This is a genomic window from Burkholderia sp. SRS-W-2-2016 (assembly GCF_001931485.1).
Taxonomy (GTDB): Bacteria; Pseudomonadota; Gammaproteobacteria; order Burkholderiales; family Burkholderiaceae; genus Paraburkholderia.
In genome coordinates this window covers 18,347-34,502 of sequence record NZ_MSDV01000036.1, presented here as the reverse complement: position 1 = coordinate 34,502, position 16,156 = coordinate 18,347, and the positions used below count along the sequence as shown (strand labels likewise).

Sequence of the window (16,156 nt, the reverse complement as noted above, 5' to 3'; positions counted from 1 at the left end):
GGCAGGCGCGCCTCCACGCCCGGTTTCCCGGCCGCCCAAGCCGCTACAGACAATAAGGCATGCCAATCACCCCGGCATGAGCAGCATCGATGGAATCGACTCAACTTCCGCAATTCAAGGACGTGCCGTGGCGCTGGATCGCCTACGCGACGTCCGGACTGGTGATCGGCGCGATCGCCTTCGCGTTTCTGCACGAAATCGAATTGAAGCAGGACGTGCAGAGCGAAATCGTCTCGCCCGACGAGGTCAAGATTCAGGGCCTCAGCGGCCTCGTGTCCGCGATCTACGTGCAGCCGCTGGCGCACGTGAAGGCCGGCGAGCCGCTGTTCCAGCTCAAGCGCGACCTGTCGCTCGCCAGCGACGGCGTGCAGCGGCCGGTGTACGACGCGCGGATGCGCGACGACCAGCTGCGCACGTCCGAGGCGCAGTACACGCAGCGGCGCGGCGCGTTGAGCGCGCAACTGGCCGCGTCCGCGCAAACGCTGCAAAGCCGCCACGCGGAGCAGGCGGCGCTCGATCAGCAGATCGCGCAGAACCGCGCGCTGGTCGACGAATCCGCGCGCAAGCTCACGCGGCTGCAATCGGTGTCCGACTACGTGACCGCCGATCGCATCGAGCAGGCCAGCGCCGACGTGCATCAGGGCAAGGTCGCGGTCGCGCAGGGTCTCGCGCGGCGTCAGCAGCTGGTCGGCGAGCTGGCCACCCAGCAGAGCACGCAGACCGATCTGCAGGCGCAGCTGCGCGAACTCGACGCGCAGCATACGCGCGATCTGCAGGACATCAGGCTGCGTTTCGAACAGCTGCGCCAGGACCAGACGATCTCCGCGCCGCAGGCCGGCGTGGTGACGTTTTCGAATCTGGTGCCGGGCCGCTCGCTGGCCGCGGCCGACGTCGCGCTCGTGATCGGCACGCGCGAGCACGGGCCGTTGCGCGCCGCGCTGCGAATTCCATCGCGCCAGCGCGGCTTCGTGCGCGAAGGCGACACGGTGCGGCTGAAATTCGACGCGTTCCCCTATGAACGCTTCGGCAGCTACGCGGCGCGGATCGACGCGATTTCGAGCACCACGGTGCAGACACAGATCTCGCCGGACAGCGCGTCCGACGCGAAGGCGAGCGAGGCCGGCGACTACATGGCGTGGGCCACGCTGGCCGGCGACACCTTCGTGTTCGAGCGCCAGCAGTTCCGGATTTTGCCGGGCATGCGCGCGACCGCGAGCATCGTGGTCGAACGCAGGACCATCGCCGAATGGGTGCTGGCGCCGCTGTTTCGCATGCTAAGGGGGTAACGGTGCGCACGATCTATCAGAATGAAGTGGCCGAATGCGGCTACGCGTGTCTCGCGATGGTGCTCTCGCATCTGGGCCGCGCAACCGAAGTGCGCGAGCTGTCCGCGTTCCGGCCGATCTCGGCGAACGGGCTCACGTTGATGGACCTGTACGACGTCGCGGTCGAATTCGGCCTCGCGGTGCAGGCGTATCGCTTCGACGTCGCCGATCTGCACGAGGTCGCGCGCGGCTCGATCATCCATTTCGGCGGCGCGCATTTCGTCGTGTTCGACAAATACCGGCGCGGCTACGTGCATATCATCGATCCGGCCAGCGGCCGCCGGCGCGTGTCGCTCGACACGTTCGCGGCCAACGTGTCCGGCTATCTGCTCGAATGCGGGCCCACTCCGCAACTGCCGCGCATCCGCGCGGACTCCGGGGTGGCCGCCGCGCTCGCGCGGGTGCGCGCGAGCAACCCGATGCTGTCCGCGCAGATCGCGAAGGTGCTGTTCGTCGCGCTCGGCAGCCAGGTCGCGATTCTGGCCATGCCGTATCTCGGCAATCTGGTGCTCGACTACGTGGTCGCCACCGACAACCTGAACCTGCTGAACGTGCTCGTGCTGACCTTCGCGAGTCTGTTCGCGATCGGCGCGTTGAGCCAGTACGTGCAGGCGCGGCTCGTCGAGGTGCTCGAAGGGCGCACGCGGATCGGCATGACCGAGGGGCTGCTCGGCCATCTGCTGCGCAATCCGCTGCCGTGGTTCGAGAAGCGCAACGTCGGCGATCTGTTCGCACGCCTGAAGGCGCAGGACGAGATCAACACCTATGCGACCCGCACCGCGGTGTCGCTGTATATCGACATCGCGGTCGGGCTGCTCGCGTTCGTGCTGATGCTGGTGCAAAGTCCGCTGCTGACCGCGGTCGCGGTGGGGATTTTCGCGTTCTACGTGACGGTCGCGTTCGCGCTGTTCGTGCGGATGCGCGACAACCACGCGCTGGTGCTGGAACGCTCCGCGCAATGCGACGACGCGCTGATCGAGACGATCCGCGCGGCCTCGCTGATCAAGCTGTCGCAAGGCGAGACGCGCCGCACCGCGCGTTACATGACGAAGTATCGCGACTTCATCGCGGCGACGCTGACCAGCAACCAGCTCGGCGGCCTGCGCGATGCGATCCTGAAACTGGTCGACTACGCGGACATGATCGTGATCACCTGGCTCGCCGCGCAGCTGATGCTGGGCGGCGAGATTTCGGTCGGCGTGTTCTATTCGTTTCTGATCTACAAGGCGCTGCTGTCGGAGCGGCTCGCGCGCTCGATCAACGCGGTGTTCGGCTATTTCATGCTGAGCGTGCCGGTCGCGCGGGTCGACGATATCGTCAAGTGCGAAAGCGAGCGCTATACGCCGCCCGAGGACGTTCAGAAAGCGGTCGAGGTGCGGGAATTTCGCGACCTGTCGATTCGCGGCGTGTCGTTCCGCTACGGCGTGTCGGACCAGCCGGTGCTCAGGAATGCGAACCTCGAAATTTGCCGCGGCGACAAGATCGTGATCACCGGGCCGTCGGGCAGCGGCAAGTCGACGCTGTTCAAGCTGCTCGCCGCGGCCGAGCCGCTGCAGGAAGGGCAGATTGCGCTGAACGGCATCGCGTGGCCGAACCTGCACGTCGACGAAATCCGCCGCCATGCGACCCATATGCGCCAGGGCGACCTGATTCTGCACGGCTCGATCGCGGACAACATCTCGCTGTTCGAGGGGCATGCGGATGAGGAGCGCATCCATCGGCTGCTCGACGACGTCGGCCTGCTCGCCGACGTGATGCGTCTGCCGATGCGTACCCGCACGATCATCAGCGACACGATCGCGAATATTTCGGCCGGGCAGCGGCAGCGGCTGCTGCTTGCGCGCGCGTTGTACCAGCGGCGCGAGGTGTTGCTGCTCGACGAACCGACGTCGAATCTCGATCCGGAATCGGTGCGCCATGTCGCGGCTTTGCTGCTGCGGCTCGACTGCACGGTCGTGGTGATTACGCACGATATGTCGCTCGCGGCCGCGTTCGGGCGGCGCTACCGGCTGCACGAAGGGGAACTGGTGCGGGAAGGGCACAGCGATAGCCAGGCCGACCCGCAACGCGACGTTCGCGACAACCTGAGCACCACAAATGAATAAGCACGGCGGCATGCTGCTAATTCTGCTGGCCGGCTGCGTCGCGACCGGCGCCGTGGCCGGCACCACGACCGGCACTGCAACGAACGCAGCAACGAACGCAGCAACGGGCTCCGCGGTCGCAACAGGCACCACGGCCAGCACCACCGCTGCCGTCAAAGCCGCCCCCGCGTCCGCCTTGCAGCCCGTCGACCTGATGACGATCGTCGACCAGGCGATCGGCCACGACGCCGATCTCGCCGCCGCCGAGGCCGGCTACGCGGCCGCGCGGCAGGCCAGGCCGATCGCGCGCGCGGCGTTGCTGCCGCGCATCGACGGCGGCTGGGGGCGCGGCTACAACCGCATCGCGAATCAGGGCTATACGCCGGTCGCGTACTGGCAAAGCGGCTGGACCGTGAGCCTGTCGCAACCGCTGTTCGACTGGGCGCGCTGGACCGGCTACCAGCAGGCCGACCTCGTCGAAGCGCAGGGCGCGCTCACCTATGCGGACGCGCGCCAGAGCACGATCCTGCGCGCCGCGCAGGCGTACTTCGACGAACTCGCGGCCGAAGACGAACTGCAACGCGCGACCGATTACCTGGCGGCGGTCGGCACGCAGATCGAAGAACTGCAGCGCCGCCGCGCGGCCGGCGACGCGACGCTGATCGATCTGCGCGAGGCCGACGCGCTGAGCCAGCAGGCGCAGTTGCAGCAGCTCGATGCGACCAGCGCGCTGCATCTGAAACGCCAGGCGCTCGAACTCGCGACCGGGCAGCCGTTCACGCCGTTGTCGCGGCTCGCGGCCACGCCGGTGCGTCCGCGGCTCGAACCGGCCGACCTCGACAGCTGGGTCGGGCAGGCGAGCGGGCAAGGCTACGCGGTGCAGCTCAAGCAGCTCGACTGGCAGATCGCGAAACTCGACGTCAGCAAGGCGCGCGCCGCGCACTATCCGGTCGTCAATCTGCAGGCGGGTTACACGCCGGCCGGCGCGGCGTCCGGTTATGCGCGCCCGACCACCACGACGACCGCGATGCTGACCGTGACGATCCCGCTGTTCTCCGGCGGCGAAATCCAGGCGCGCCTGCGTCAGTCGTTCGCGCAGCGCGACCAGGCCGAGGACGCGGCCGAGTCCGCCGCGCGCCAGGCGGGCGCCGCCGCGCGCGATGCGTACACCCGCTTCACGTCGGGACTCACCCGCACCGATCTGCTCGCGCGTATCACGCAAAGTTCGCGCGACGCGCTCGCGGCGACGCGCATCGGCTACCGGGTCGGCAGCCGCACCAGCACCGACGTGCTGCGCGCGACCGACACGCTGTACACGAACCAGCGCGATCTGCTGCGCGCGCGCTACGACACGATCCTCGCGCTGCTGCAACTGAAGGCGCAGACCGCCGCGCTGAATGTCGACGAAGTGGCGGCCATCAACGCGCAACTGGCGGTGGCTGCCCCAGGCTCCGCCGTGCCCCCCGCGAGTGGCCGCGGTGACGCCGCCACGGCCGCGCATTAATCGGCGCCGCAAGTTTTAAAAAATTAACGCTGAAATTATCTTGAAATTACCGGGTAATTTCCGGTGGGTTGCGCTCGTCTTGCGGGGCGGGGATTTAAAGAAATATTAACGATTAAGAATCTGTATAAATGTAAAAAACATCCCTATGGAAGCTGTGCAAAAGCACCTTGGTTTGCAGGGATTTTCAGCGAAAAGCCGCACTCATCCAGCTCGCCGGCGAATACCAAATCTCAATAATAAATCGAATATCTAAGACACCGAAAAACAGGGTGCTGAATTAAATTTATTCGATTCGAATTTATCAATAGTTTTTGGCTTTTATTAGAATAAGGAACGAACATGCGTGACATTGCGGTGGTGGGGATGGCCGGGCGTTTCCCGGGTGGTCTCGACAATCTTGATCTACTCGTCGAGGCCATGCGCGCGCGCACCGTGACCGCGGGGCCGGTCGCGCCGGACCGCTGGGATGCCGCGCGCTACTACGCGTCCGACGAAAGCGCGAAGGGCAAGGCCTATGTCGACCGCGCGAACTTCATCACGCAGGACGTGCGCTCGATGGACGCCGGCTTTTTCGATCTGCCCGCGCGCGTCGCCGAAAACATCGACCCGCAGCAGCGGCTGCTGCTCGAACTGATCTGGGAAGCGTTCGAGAACGCCGGGCTCGATCTGCCCGCGCACGCGGGCCGCAAGGTCGGCGTCTACGTGGGCGGCTTCATGCTCGACCATATGGTCACGCTGATGCAGGTGTCGAACCGCACCCGCCACAACGCGAACACCGCGGCCGGCATGATGATGACGATGCTCGCGAACCGCCTGTCGCATGCGTTCGATCTGCGCGGGCCGAGCCTGTCGATCGACACTGCCTGTTCGTCGTCGCTGGTCGCGTTCAGCTATGCGTGCCGCGATATCTGGGCCGGCGACTGCGAGATGGCGGTGGTCGGCGGCGCGAACGTGATGACGCGCCCCGAGTACCCGATCGGCATGAGCAAGGGGCAGTTCCTGTCGCGCGACGGCCAGTGCAAATCGTTCGACGCGCGCGGCGACGGCTACGGCCGCGCCGAGGGCGGCGGCATCGTGCTGCTCAAGCCGCTCGAGCGCGCACTCGCCGACGGCGACACGATCCTCGCGACGGTCGCGGGCGCGGGCGTCAACTCGGACGGTCGCACGCCCGGCATCTCGATGCCGAGCGAGGAAGCGCAGCGCGAGCTGATTCGCGAGGTGTCCGAACGATTCTCGATCGACACGCGCAACGTGCGCTACGTCGAATGCCATGGCACCGGCACCGCGGTCGGCGATCCGATCGAAGCGGCCGCGATCGGCTCGGTGTACGGCACCGGCCGTCACGGCGACGAGCGTGTCGTGCTCGGCTCGATCAAGAGCAACATCGGTCACATGGAAGCCGGCGCCGGCGTCGCGGGCGTGATCAAGGCGGTGCTGTCGTTGCAGCATCGCGAGGCGTTCCCGCTCGGCAATCTGCAAACCCCGCACCCGGGTATCCCGTTCGAGGAACTCGGCGTGCGGCTGGCCGATGCGCCGATCACGCTCGCGCCGGCCGGCGAGCCGTTCCTCGTCGCGATCAATTCGTTCGGTTATGGCGGCACCAATGCGCACGTGGTGCTGCGCTCGGCGCCTGAACCCGTCCATGCCACGGCGAACGCGAGCGCGGCGGCGGCCACCGCTGACGCCGCTAACGCGGCCGCCGCGCCCGCGCGCCCCGACCATCTGCCGCTCTATCTGCCGCTGTCCGCGCGCAGCCCCGCCGCGTTGCAGGCGCTCGCGCAGCGTTATCACGACGCGCTCGGCGAGTCCGCAACCAACGTCACCGATCTGCTGCATTCGGCCGCGCTGCGCCGCGCGCCGCTCAGTCAGCGCGCGGTCGCGCTCGGCGCGGACCGCGAGCAGTTGCGCGCCGCGCTGCATGCGCTGGTGCAAGGCGAGCTGTCGGAACATCTCGTCACCGGTCAGCAGGTGATCGGCGCGCGCGAGCTGCCGGTCTGGGTGTTCAGCGGGATGGGTCCGCAATGGTGGGCGATGGGCCAGCAGCTCTATCGCGACGAGCCGCTGTATCGCGCGGCCGTCGACGAAGCCGACGCGATTTTCCAGCGCATCTCCGGTTTTTCGATCCTCGCCGAGATGCTCAAAAGCGAAGCCGACTCGCAGATCACCAGGACGATCTATGCGCAGCCGGCCAACTTCATCGTGCAGTGGGGCATCGTCGCGGTGCTGCGCGCCGCGGGCGTGACGCCGGGCGCGGTGGTCGGCCATAGCGTCGGCGAAGTCGCGGCGGCCGCGGTCAGCGGCGCGTTGAGTCTCGAAGACGCATTGCGGGTCAGCTACGAACGCAGCCGTTTGCAGGCGCAAACCGCCGGCACCGGCAGCATGCTCGCGGTCGGCGTCGGCCGCGACGCGCTCGCGCCGTTGCTCGAAACGTACGCGGGGCGCGTCGAAATCGCCGCGGCGAACGGCCCGAACACGCTGACGCTGTCGGGCGAAACCGCGGCGATCGAGGCGCTGGCCGCCGAGCTGTCCGCGCGCGAAATCTTCAACCGCGTGCTGAACGTCGAGGTGCCGTACCACAGCTATCTGATGGAGCCGATTCTCGCCGAGCTGACCACGTCGCTGCGCGGCATCGTCGCGCGTGAACCGGTGATTCCGGTCTATTCGACGGTCACCGGACAGCGCCTGCAAGGGCCGTCGTTCGGCGCCGAGTACTGGGCGCGCAACGTGCGCGAGCCGGTCGCGTTCGCGGATGCGGTGCAGTCGCTGGTCGACGCGGGTTTTGCGACCTTCGTCGAAGTCGGCCCGCATCCGGTGCTGTCGAGCGCGATGCGCGACTGCGTGAAGGCGCGCGCGAAAGAGATCCGTCTGGTCGAAACGCTGCGGCGCAACGAGGCCGAATGCAAGCGCGTGTACCGCGCGATCGCCCAGGTGTTCGCAAGCGGCTGCACGCTCGACTGGCGCGCGCTGAACGGCGCGGGCCGCTTCACCGCGCTACCGAACTATCCGTGGCAGCGCGAGCGCGCATGGCTCGAAACCGAGCGCTCGGTGTATCAGCGCGTGAGCCCGACCGAGCGGCCGCTGCTCGGCTGCGAGCAGTATCCGGCGACCGGCGTGTGGGTCAACGACCTCGAATACGACGAGCTTGCCTATCTGAAGGACCACATCGTGTCCGGCACCGCGATCATGCCGGCCGCCGGCTACATCGAAACGCTGCTCGAAATGGCCGCGCTGCTGCATCCGCGCGCGCCGGGCTGGCGCATCGGCGACGTCGAGATTCGCGCGCCGCTGGTGCTGGCCGGCGACCGTGCGATCGACTACGTATCGAGCTACGACCGCGACACGCGGCGTGCGGCGATTCGCAGCCTCGACAGCGGCAAGATCGGCGAAGGGCAGTTGCATCTGACCGCCAGCGTCGCCGCGCTCGGCGCGGCCGAGGCGCGCCGCGTCGATCTCGACGCATGGCGCGCCGCGTTGCCGGTCGAGCGCGAGCCGGCCGAGTTCTATCGCCAGCTTGCCCGCATCGGTTTGCAGTACGGAGCGAAATTCCAGACCGTCAAGGCGCTGCATCTGGCGCCGCAGGGCGGCCGCGTGCTGGCGCTGATCGAACGCGATCCGGCGCTGCGCGAGGCCGGTTATCTGGCGCAGCCGGTGATGCTCGACGCGTGCTTCCAGGTGCTGGTCAGCCTGCTCGAGGACAACGAAGCGACCTTCCTGCCGACCGGTTTCAAGGAGCTGCGTCTGCTGGTCCCGCAACTGCCCGCGCGCTACTGGTGCGAGGCGGTGCAGGTGCGCGTGAGCCCGCAGCATATCGATGCGGACCTGACGCTGGTCGACGATTCGGGCGCGGTGCTCGCGGTGATCCGCGAGATGCGCGTGACCGCGTCGTCCGCGAAGGTCGCCCGCACCGACGACTTCGGCGATCCGGTCAAGCTGCAGATGACCCGCTACGAATGGCACGACGCCGGCAGCGCGAGCGAACCAAAGCGGCTCGGTCACTGGCTGGTGATCGAAGACCCGGCGGCGGCCGCGCTGACCGACCGCCTCGCCGAGGGCCTCGAAGCGTTCGGCGCGCGAGTCTGCGCGCGGCTGCACGCGGGCGCCGGTTTCAACGTGGACGGCGCGCGCATCAGCGTGCGCCCCGACTCGGCCGACGATATCGCCAAGGCCCTCGCCGCGGCCGGCCCGGTCAGCGGTGTGCTGTTCGCGCACGGCGCCCAGGCCGCGCTCGACGGCGTCGATCCGACCGCCACCGAAGCGCTGCTGTTCATGCTCGGCATTACGCGTCAACTGGCGGCGTTGCCGGTCGCGCAGCGGCCGCGCACGTATCTGCTGACCCGCAACGCGTTCAGCGTCGGCGACGGCGACCGCGCCAACCATATCGCGGTCGAACCCGCGCAAACCGCGCTGAACGGTTTCGCGCGCGTCGCGTTCAACGAACTCGAAGCGATGCGCTTCAGCACGGTCGATATCCCGGCCGCCGCGAGCGATGACGACCTCGACGCGGCGATTCTCGAACTGCTGTGCGACGCCGACGAAGACGAAGTCGCGATCCGTCGCGGCCATCGCTTCGCGAGCCGTCTCGAAGCGAAGCCGTGGCTCGCCGCGCCGCGGATCGAAACGGTGCCGCTCGGCACCGAGCGCGCGGTGCAGGTGCGCAGCGTCGCCGAACACGAGGAGCAGGAGAGCGCCGGCAGCGTGAAGCTGATCGAAACGGTGCGCGCGCCGCTCGCGAACGACGCGATCGAGCTGCGCATCGAGCAGGTCGCGCTGACGATGCGCGCGCTGCGCCACTCGGGCGCCGACTCGCTCGATCAGGACTTCGTCGAAGTGGTCGCGACGGTTAGCGGAGTCGGCGGCGACGTCACCGATCTGCGGATCGGGCAGCGCGTGTACGGTCTCGCGCCGGCCGATTTCGCGAGTCATATTCGCGGTCCGCGCTCGGCGTTCCAGCTGGTCGAACTGCCGCCCGCGGCAGGCGTTGCGGATACGAAGGCGGCCACGGCGCTGCTGTTCGTCGCGCTGCGCGAAGCGGTCGCCGAACGCCTCGTCGAGCAGGCCGATCTCGCCGCCGATGCGCGTGTGCTGATCGCCGCCGACGAACTCGGTCTGGCGGTCGGCGCGGCGCTGCGCCGGCGCGGCATCGAGACCACGCTGTTCGCGAGCCCGGCCGAAGGCTCGACGCGCCAGCCGGCCGGCAACGTGGTCGCGGCGATTGCCGCCACGCACGGCGCGCTCGAAACGGCGGTCGCCGACGTAACCGGGGATCGCGGCTTCGATGCGATCGTCGCGCCGATGAGCGCGTGGGCCGACAGCTTCGGCTGGTACGCGCTCGCCGCCGGCGGTGTGCTGATCGATACCGCGCCGCGCACGCAGCCGTTCACGGTGCCGCCGCAGGCCGCGTCGATCGTGCGCGCCGATCTCGCGGTGCTCACGCAGCGCGCGGGCCGCTTCGTCGCGGCGCTGCGCAATGCGATCGAACGAGTGGGCAGCGGCGAGCCGACGCCGGTCGATAGCCTGGCCGTGTCGATCGTCGATCTGGCGAGCCGCAAGCTCGCGCTGCCGGACGCGGACAGCCCGCTGATCGTCAGCTTCGACGCCGCGGATACGCCGTTGCAGCTGCGCGTGCATGAAGCGCTCAGCTTGCGTGCCGACGCCAGCTATCTCGTCACGGGCGGTCTCGGCGGCTTCGGTCAGAAGACCGCGCGCTGGCTGGTCGAGCATGGCGCACGCCACATCGTGCTGGCCGGACGCAGCGGTATCGATACGCCGGAGCGGCGCGCGTTCGTCGCGGAACTGGAGGAGCGCGGCGCGCGCGTCGCGTTCATCAAATGCGATCTGTCGAAGGCCGGCGAGGTCGGCGATCTGTTCGCGACGCTCGCAAGCTCGGCCGCGCCGCTGGCCGGCGTGTTCCACTCGGCGGCCGTGATCATCGACGAGCCGATCGTCGAACTCGATCCGCGCAACCTCGTCGCGGTGATGCGCAGCAAGGCGGAAAGCGCGCGGCTGCTGCACGAGGCGACCCGCGACCTGCCGCTCGATTATTTCGTGCTGTATTCGTCGATCGCGAACCTGGTCGGCAATAGCCGCCAGGCGAGCTACGTGGCCGCCAACGGCTTCCTCGACGGCCTCGCGTGGCATCGCCGCGCGCTCGGGCTGCCGGCCACCAGCATCAACTGGGGCGCAATTGCCGACGTCGGCGTGGTCACCCGCGACGAGAAGCTCGAACAGTTCATGCGCTACATGGGGCTGCGCGGGATGCAGTCGGCCGAAGGGCTGCGCTGGCTCGAACGCGCGCTGTTGCGCGAGACGACCCAGCTCGGCATCACGCTGATCACCAACTGGAGCGACTGGGGCCGCTACGAAACGCTGGCCGCGCAATCGCCGCGCTATCGCGATCTGATCGCCGCCGACACCAGCGCCGACGCCGATCCGGGCGCGGTGCTGCGCGCGGAACTGGCCGAGGTGCCGGCCGCCGAGCGCTTCACGGTGCTCGCGAGCCTCGTCGCGGCGCTGATCGCCGACGAGCTGGAGACCAGCGCCGACGCGATTCCGGTCGACCGGCCGATCCTCGATCTCGGCGTCGACTCGCTGATGGCGACCGAGATCCAGTCGCTGCTCAATCGCCATCTCGGCATCGCGGTGTCGGTGCTGGAGATTCTCGACGACCTGACCGTGCGCGCGATCGTCGACAAGACGTTGAACGCGTTCGGCTGGGGCGATACGGACGCGGCCGCGCCGGTCGCGAAGGTCGCGTGATGCGGATGCGAACTAACTTCGACACTTGCAAGGAGACTCGCCGATGAATCCCGCAACCCATATCGAACGCCTGCGCGCGAAGCTGCTCGGCAAGCCGGCTGTCACCAGCGGCGCGGCCGGCGACGACGCGCCCACGCCCCGGCACGCCGCCGCGAAAGTCAACGTGGGCCCGGAGCACTATGACTTCGCGCGTTTTCCGGAGCTGCGCGAATACACCAACACGCGCTGGTACTACGACAAGCAGGGCTACGAGTGGAACATGTTCCGCGAGCACGTCGGGCTGGTCAGCGCCGAGGTCGAGGTGGCCGGCCGCAAGATGATCAACTTCTCTTCGTATAACTACCTGAACCTGTCGGGCGATCCGCGCGTGCAGGCGGCGGCGAAGCAGGCGATCGACAGCTACGGCACCTCGACCGGCTCGGGCCGGATCATCATGGGCGAGATCCCGGTGTTCGGCGAGTTCGAGCGCGAGCTGGCGGAGATGCTCGGCGTCGAGGACGCGGTGCTCGGCGTCAGCGGCTACGGCACCAACGTCGCGGCGATCGGCTATCTGGCGCGCAAGCAGGATCTCGTGCTGTACGACGAGCTGGTCCATAACAGCATGCTGGTCGGCGCGAAACTGAGCGGCGCGCGCCGCTTTGCATTCGCGCACAACGATTGCGACGCGCTCGAACGGCTGCTCGCCGAGCATCGCGGCAGCTACGAGCGGGTGCTGATCCTGACCGAAGGCGTGTTCAGCATGGACGGCGATATCCCCGATATCCCGCGGCTGATCGAGATCAAGAAGCGCTATCACGCGCTGCTGATGGTCGACGAAGCGCATTCGATGGGCGTGATCGGCCCGCGCGGGCGCGGCGTGGTCGATCACTTCGGGCTCGATCCGGCCGACATCGACATTCACTACGCGTCGATGAGCAAGGCGTTCGCGACGGTCGGCGGCTATATCGCCGGGCGCCGCGAGCTGATCACGATGCTCAAGCACTACGCGCCGGGGCTCGGGCTCTACATCGCGTCGCCGATGCCGGCCAACGCGGCGGCCGGGCTCGCCGCGCTGCGCATCATGCGCGACGAGCCGGAGCGCGCGCGCCGGGTGCTGGAGAGCGCCGACTACTTCCGCGCGCAGGCGCGCGCGGCGGGGCTCGATACCGGCGTCAGCGAAGGCTCGGCGGTGATCCCGGTGATGCTGCCCGACGGCGAGAAAGCGCTGTGGATGGCCGCGCGGATGTTCGACAACAACATCTTCACGTTCCCGATGATCTTCCCGGTGGTGCCGCGCGACGCCGCGCGGCTGCGCTTCTTCATCAACGCCGCGCACACCCGCGAGCACATCGACCGCACGATCGCGCTGCTGGTCGAACTGAAAGCGGCCGCGCCGGCGAGCAGGGGACTCTTTTGAAACAGATCCGGATTGACGGCTTCGGGCCGCCGTCGCAGGTCGCGCGCTGCTGCGAGGTCGCCGCGCCCGGCGCGCCGGCCGCGTGGGAGGTGCTGGTCGACATCGACGCGTGCGCGGTGAATCTCGCCGATCTCGCGCGGATCGCCGGTCACTACGGCGAGCTGCCGAAGCTGCCGGCGACGCCGGGTCTCGAAGCGGTCGGGCGGATCGTCGAATGCGGCGCGTCGGTCAGCGATCTGGCGATGGGCGACCAGGTGATTCTGATGGCCAACGACAACTGGTGCCAGCGGCGCCGGCTGCCGGCGTCGCTGGTGTTCAAGGTCGGGCCGCCGCTCGATCCGCTGCAACTGGCGGGGCTGAAGGTCGGCGCGTGCACCGCCCTCGAACTGGTGCGCCGCCAGGCCGCGCTCGCGCCCGGCGGCTGGCTGGTGCAGACCGCGCCGCTGTCGAGCGTCGGCCGCGCGGTGATGCAGATCGCGCGTCACGACGGTCTGCGCACATTGAATATCGTGCGCCGGCCCGAGGCGGTCGCCGAAGTGCTGGCCGCGGGCGGCGACGTCGCGCTCGAAGACGGGCCCGAACTCGCGCGGGCGGCGCGCGCGGCGGCCGGCAGCTCGCCGCTCACCGTCGCGTTCGACGCGGTCGGCGGCGACGGCGTCGCGCGGCTCGCGGCGCTGCTCGACAGCGGCGGCGCGATCGTCAACTACGGGATGTTGTCGGGCCGCCCGATCCAGCTCGACTGCGACGACGCGATCTTTCGCGGGATCGGCGTGAAGGGCTTCTGGCTCACCAAGCGGCTCGCGCGGATGACGCATGCGCAGCGCGACGCGCTGCTCGCCGAAGCGGTCGAACTGGTGCGCGCGGGGGTGTTGCGCAGCGAGGTCGCCGCGACCTATCCGCTCGATGCGATCGGCAAGGCGCTGCGCGAGGCCGCGCAGCCGGTGCGGCCGGGCAAGGTTTATCTGTTGCCGAATGGGATGCAGGGCGGGACGCCGGGCGGGGTGGCCGACGCTGCCTCCGCGCGCTGACGCAGCCCCACCGCGCCATTTGAAAAAATCATCAGGATATCTATGAGAATCGATTCGCAGGAAGCCGCGACGGCTGGCGCGGACGACGCGCCGTTGGCGACGTTTCCGCCGCCGGCCTCGCTCGTTCCGCAGGGAACGCCGCACAGCACGCCGGTGGTGCGCCTGAAAGGCGTGAGCCGCAGCTACGGCCAGGTGCAGGCGCTGGCCAATCTCGATCTCGACGTGCAGGCGGGCGAGATGCTCGCGATCGTCGGGCCGTCCGGCAGCGGCAAGACCACGCTGCTCAATCTGATCGGCCTGCTCGACAAGCCCTCGACCGGCGAGATCGACGTGCAGGGCGAACCGACTTCGCGCCTCACGCCGACCGGCTACGCGCGGCGCCGTCAGGCGCTGATCGGCTTCGTGTTCCAGAGCTACAACCTGATCCCGGTGCTGAGCGCGCTCGACAACGTGCTGCTGCCGCTGCGTCTTGCCGGCCGCACGAATGCCGCGCAAAGCGCGCGCGCCCGCGAGCTGCTCGACGAAGTCGGCCTCGCCGGCCATCACCACAAGCGCCCCGAGCAGATGAGCGGCGGCCAGCGCCAGCGCGTCGCGATCGCGCGCGCGCTGATCGGTGAGCCGCAACTGGTGATCGCCGACGAACCGACCGCGAGCCTCGACAGCGACAACACCCACGCGGCGATGCAACTGTTCCAGCGCCTGAATCGCACGCACGGCGTGACCTTCGTGTTCTCGACGCACGACGAGCGGGCGCTGCGTTATATGACCCGTTGCTTGCGGCTGTGCGACGGCCGGCTTCCCGCAGGAGATTCCCACTGATGCATGCGCTGCTTCTCGCACTCAAAAACGTGTTTCGCAATCGCCGCCGCAGCTTCGTCACGCTCGCGGCGATCGCGTTCGGCCTCACCGCGATCAATCTGTTCAGCGGCTATATCTCGAACGTCTATGCCGGGCTCGAACAGCAGGCGGTGATGGGCGAACGTCTCGGACACCTGACGATCTTCCGGCGCGGCTTCCTGCTCGAAGGCAAGCTCAATCCGAAGCGCTATCTGTTCACGCCCGACGACACCCGCAAGATCGAAGCGCTGATTCATCGCGAGCCCGGCGTGAAGCTGATCTCGCCGCGGCTGTCGCTCAATGGGCTGATCTCGAACGGCGAGGCGTCGACGATCTTTATCGGCGAAGGGATCGTGCCGCGGCATAACGATCTGCTCGGCGCGGGCGGCACCGACGACTCGGGCGGCCGGCTCGATGCGAAACACGACGCGGGCGTCGCGGTGTCGTCGGATCTGGCGAAGCTGCTGAACCTGAAGAAGGGCGATACGTTCAGCCTGCTCGCCTCGACGCTCGACGGTCAGGCGAACGCGGTGGACGCGGACGTCGTCGATATCTTCAACACCGGCAGCGCCGGCACTAACGATAAATACGTGCTGACCACGCTCGCGCTCGCGCAGTCGCTGATGAACACCGAGTCGGTCGAGCGGCTGGTCGTGCTGCTCGACGACGCCGCGCTGACCGACCGCGTGCGGCTCGACCTCGCGCGGCAACTGCGCGACGCGGGCTTCGACGTCGAGATCAAAACCTGGAAGGAACTGTCGAGCTTCTACAGCCAGGTCCGCCAGCTGTTCGACATGATCTTCTCGTTCATCGCCAGCATCGTGCTGGTGATCTCGGCGATGAGTGTCGCCAACACGATGTCGATGGCGGTGGTCGAACGCACTCGCGAAATCGGCACACTGCGCGCGCTCGGCCTGACCAATGCGGGCGTGGTGCGGCTGTTCTCGCTCGAAGGGCTGTGGATCGCGCTGCTCGGCTGCGCGGCGGGCTTTGCGATCACGGTGCTCGCGGCGCTCGCGATCAACGCGTCGGGGATCGGCTACGTGCCGCCGAATTCGTCGTATCGCGTGTTGCTGCAGGTCGATCTCGACTGGCCGCGGATGCTGCTGATCGCGCTCGCGGTGAGCTTTTTCGCGGTGCTGTGCGCGGCGTGGCCCGCGTATCGCGCGACCCGCATCGAAGTGGTCGACGCGCTGAGCTTCGTCTGAGCGTCGATCGATGTTTCC

The 16,156-nt window shown here is 68.1% G+C and carries 8 protein-coding genes; all 8 read left to right on the top strand.

Translation table 11 applies throughout. The features are described from left to right. Positions 1 to 89: 89 nt before the first annotated feature. The 8 genes from BTH42_RS16375 to BTH42_RS16340 all read left to right on the top strand — a co-directional run bounded on the left by BTH42_RS16375 (position 90) and on the right by BTH42_RS16340 (position 16,138). On the top strand, positions 90 to 1,286 hold the full coding sequence (locus BTH42_RS16375) for an HlyD family secretion protein (RefSeq protein ID WP_075301215.1): 1,197 nt from the start codon (positions 90 to 92) through the stop codon (positions 1,284 to 1,286). Positions 1,287 to 1,288: 2 nt separating this feature from the next. Further along, positions 1,289 to 3,430, top strand: a complete 2,142-nt coding sequence (locus BTH42_RS16370; protein ID WP_075301213.1) for a peptidase domain-containing ABC transporter — start codon at positions 1,289 to 1,291, stop codon at positions 3,428 to 3,430. Next, entirely contained in the window at positions 3,423 to 4,913 is a 1,491-nt protein-coding gene (locus BTH42_RS16365; protein WP_256702064.1) for a TolC family outer membrane protein, read from the top strand. The genes BTH42_RS16370 and BTH42_RS16365 overlap by 8 nt, the downstream gene beginning before the upstream one ends. Positions 4,914 to 5,252: 339 nt before the next feature. Next, positions 5,253 to 11,669 (top strand): type I polyketide synthase, encoded by a 6,417-nt coding sequence (locus tag BTH42_RS16360; protein WP_075301211.1) that lies wholly within the window; start codon positions 5,253 to 5,255, stop codon positions 11,667 to 11,669. A 43-nt stretch (positions 11,670 to 11,712) separates the two neighbouring features. Beyond that, positions 11,713 to 13,065 (top strand): aminotransferase class I/II-fold pyridoxal phosphate-dependent enzyme, encoded by a 1,353-nt coding sequence (locus BTH42_RS16355; protein ID WP_075301209.1) that lies wholly within the window; start codon positions 11,713 to 11,715, stop codon positions 13,063 to 13,065. Next, positions 13,062 to 14,093 carry a zinc-dependent alcohol dehydrogenase family protein gene (locus BTH42_RS16350; protein ID WP_075301207.1) on the top strand — a complete coding sequence of 344 codons (1,032 nt, stop codon included), beginning with the start codon at positions 13,062 to 13,064 and terminating at the stop codon, positions 14,091 to 14,093. The genes BTH42_RS16355 and BTH42_RS16350 overlap by 4 nt, the downstream gene beginning before the upstream one ends. A 42-nt stretch (positions 14,094 to 14,135) precedes the next feature. After that, positions 14,136 to 14,912 (top strand): ABC transporter ATP-binding protein, encoded by a 777-nt coding sequence (locus tag BTH42_RS16345; RefSeq protein WP_083654829.1) that lies wholly within the window; start codon positions 14,136 to 14,138, stop codon positions 14,910 to 14,912. Continuing rightward, a complete protein-coding gene (locus tag BTH42_RS16340; RefSeq protein WP_075301206.1) occupies positions 14,912 to 16,138 on the top strand; it encodes an ABC transporter permease in 1,227 nt (408 codons plus the stop codon). Before BTH42_RS16345 ends, BTH42_RS16340 begins: the two co-directional genes overlap by 1 nt. The last annotated feature ends 18 nt before the right edge of the window (positions 16,139 to 16,156 follow it).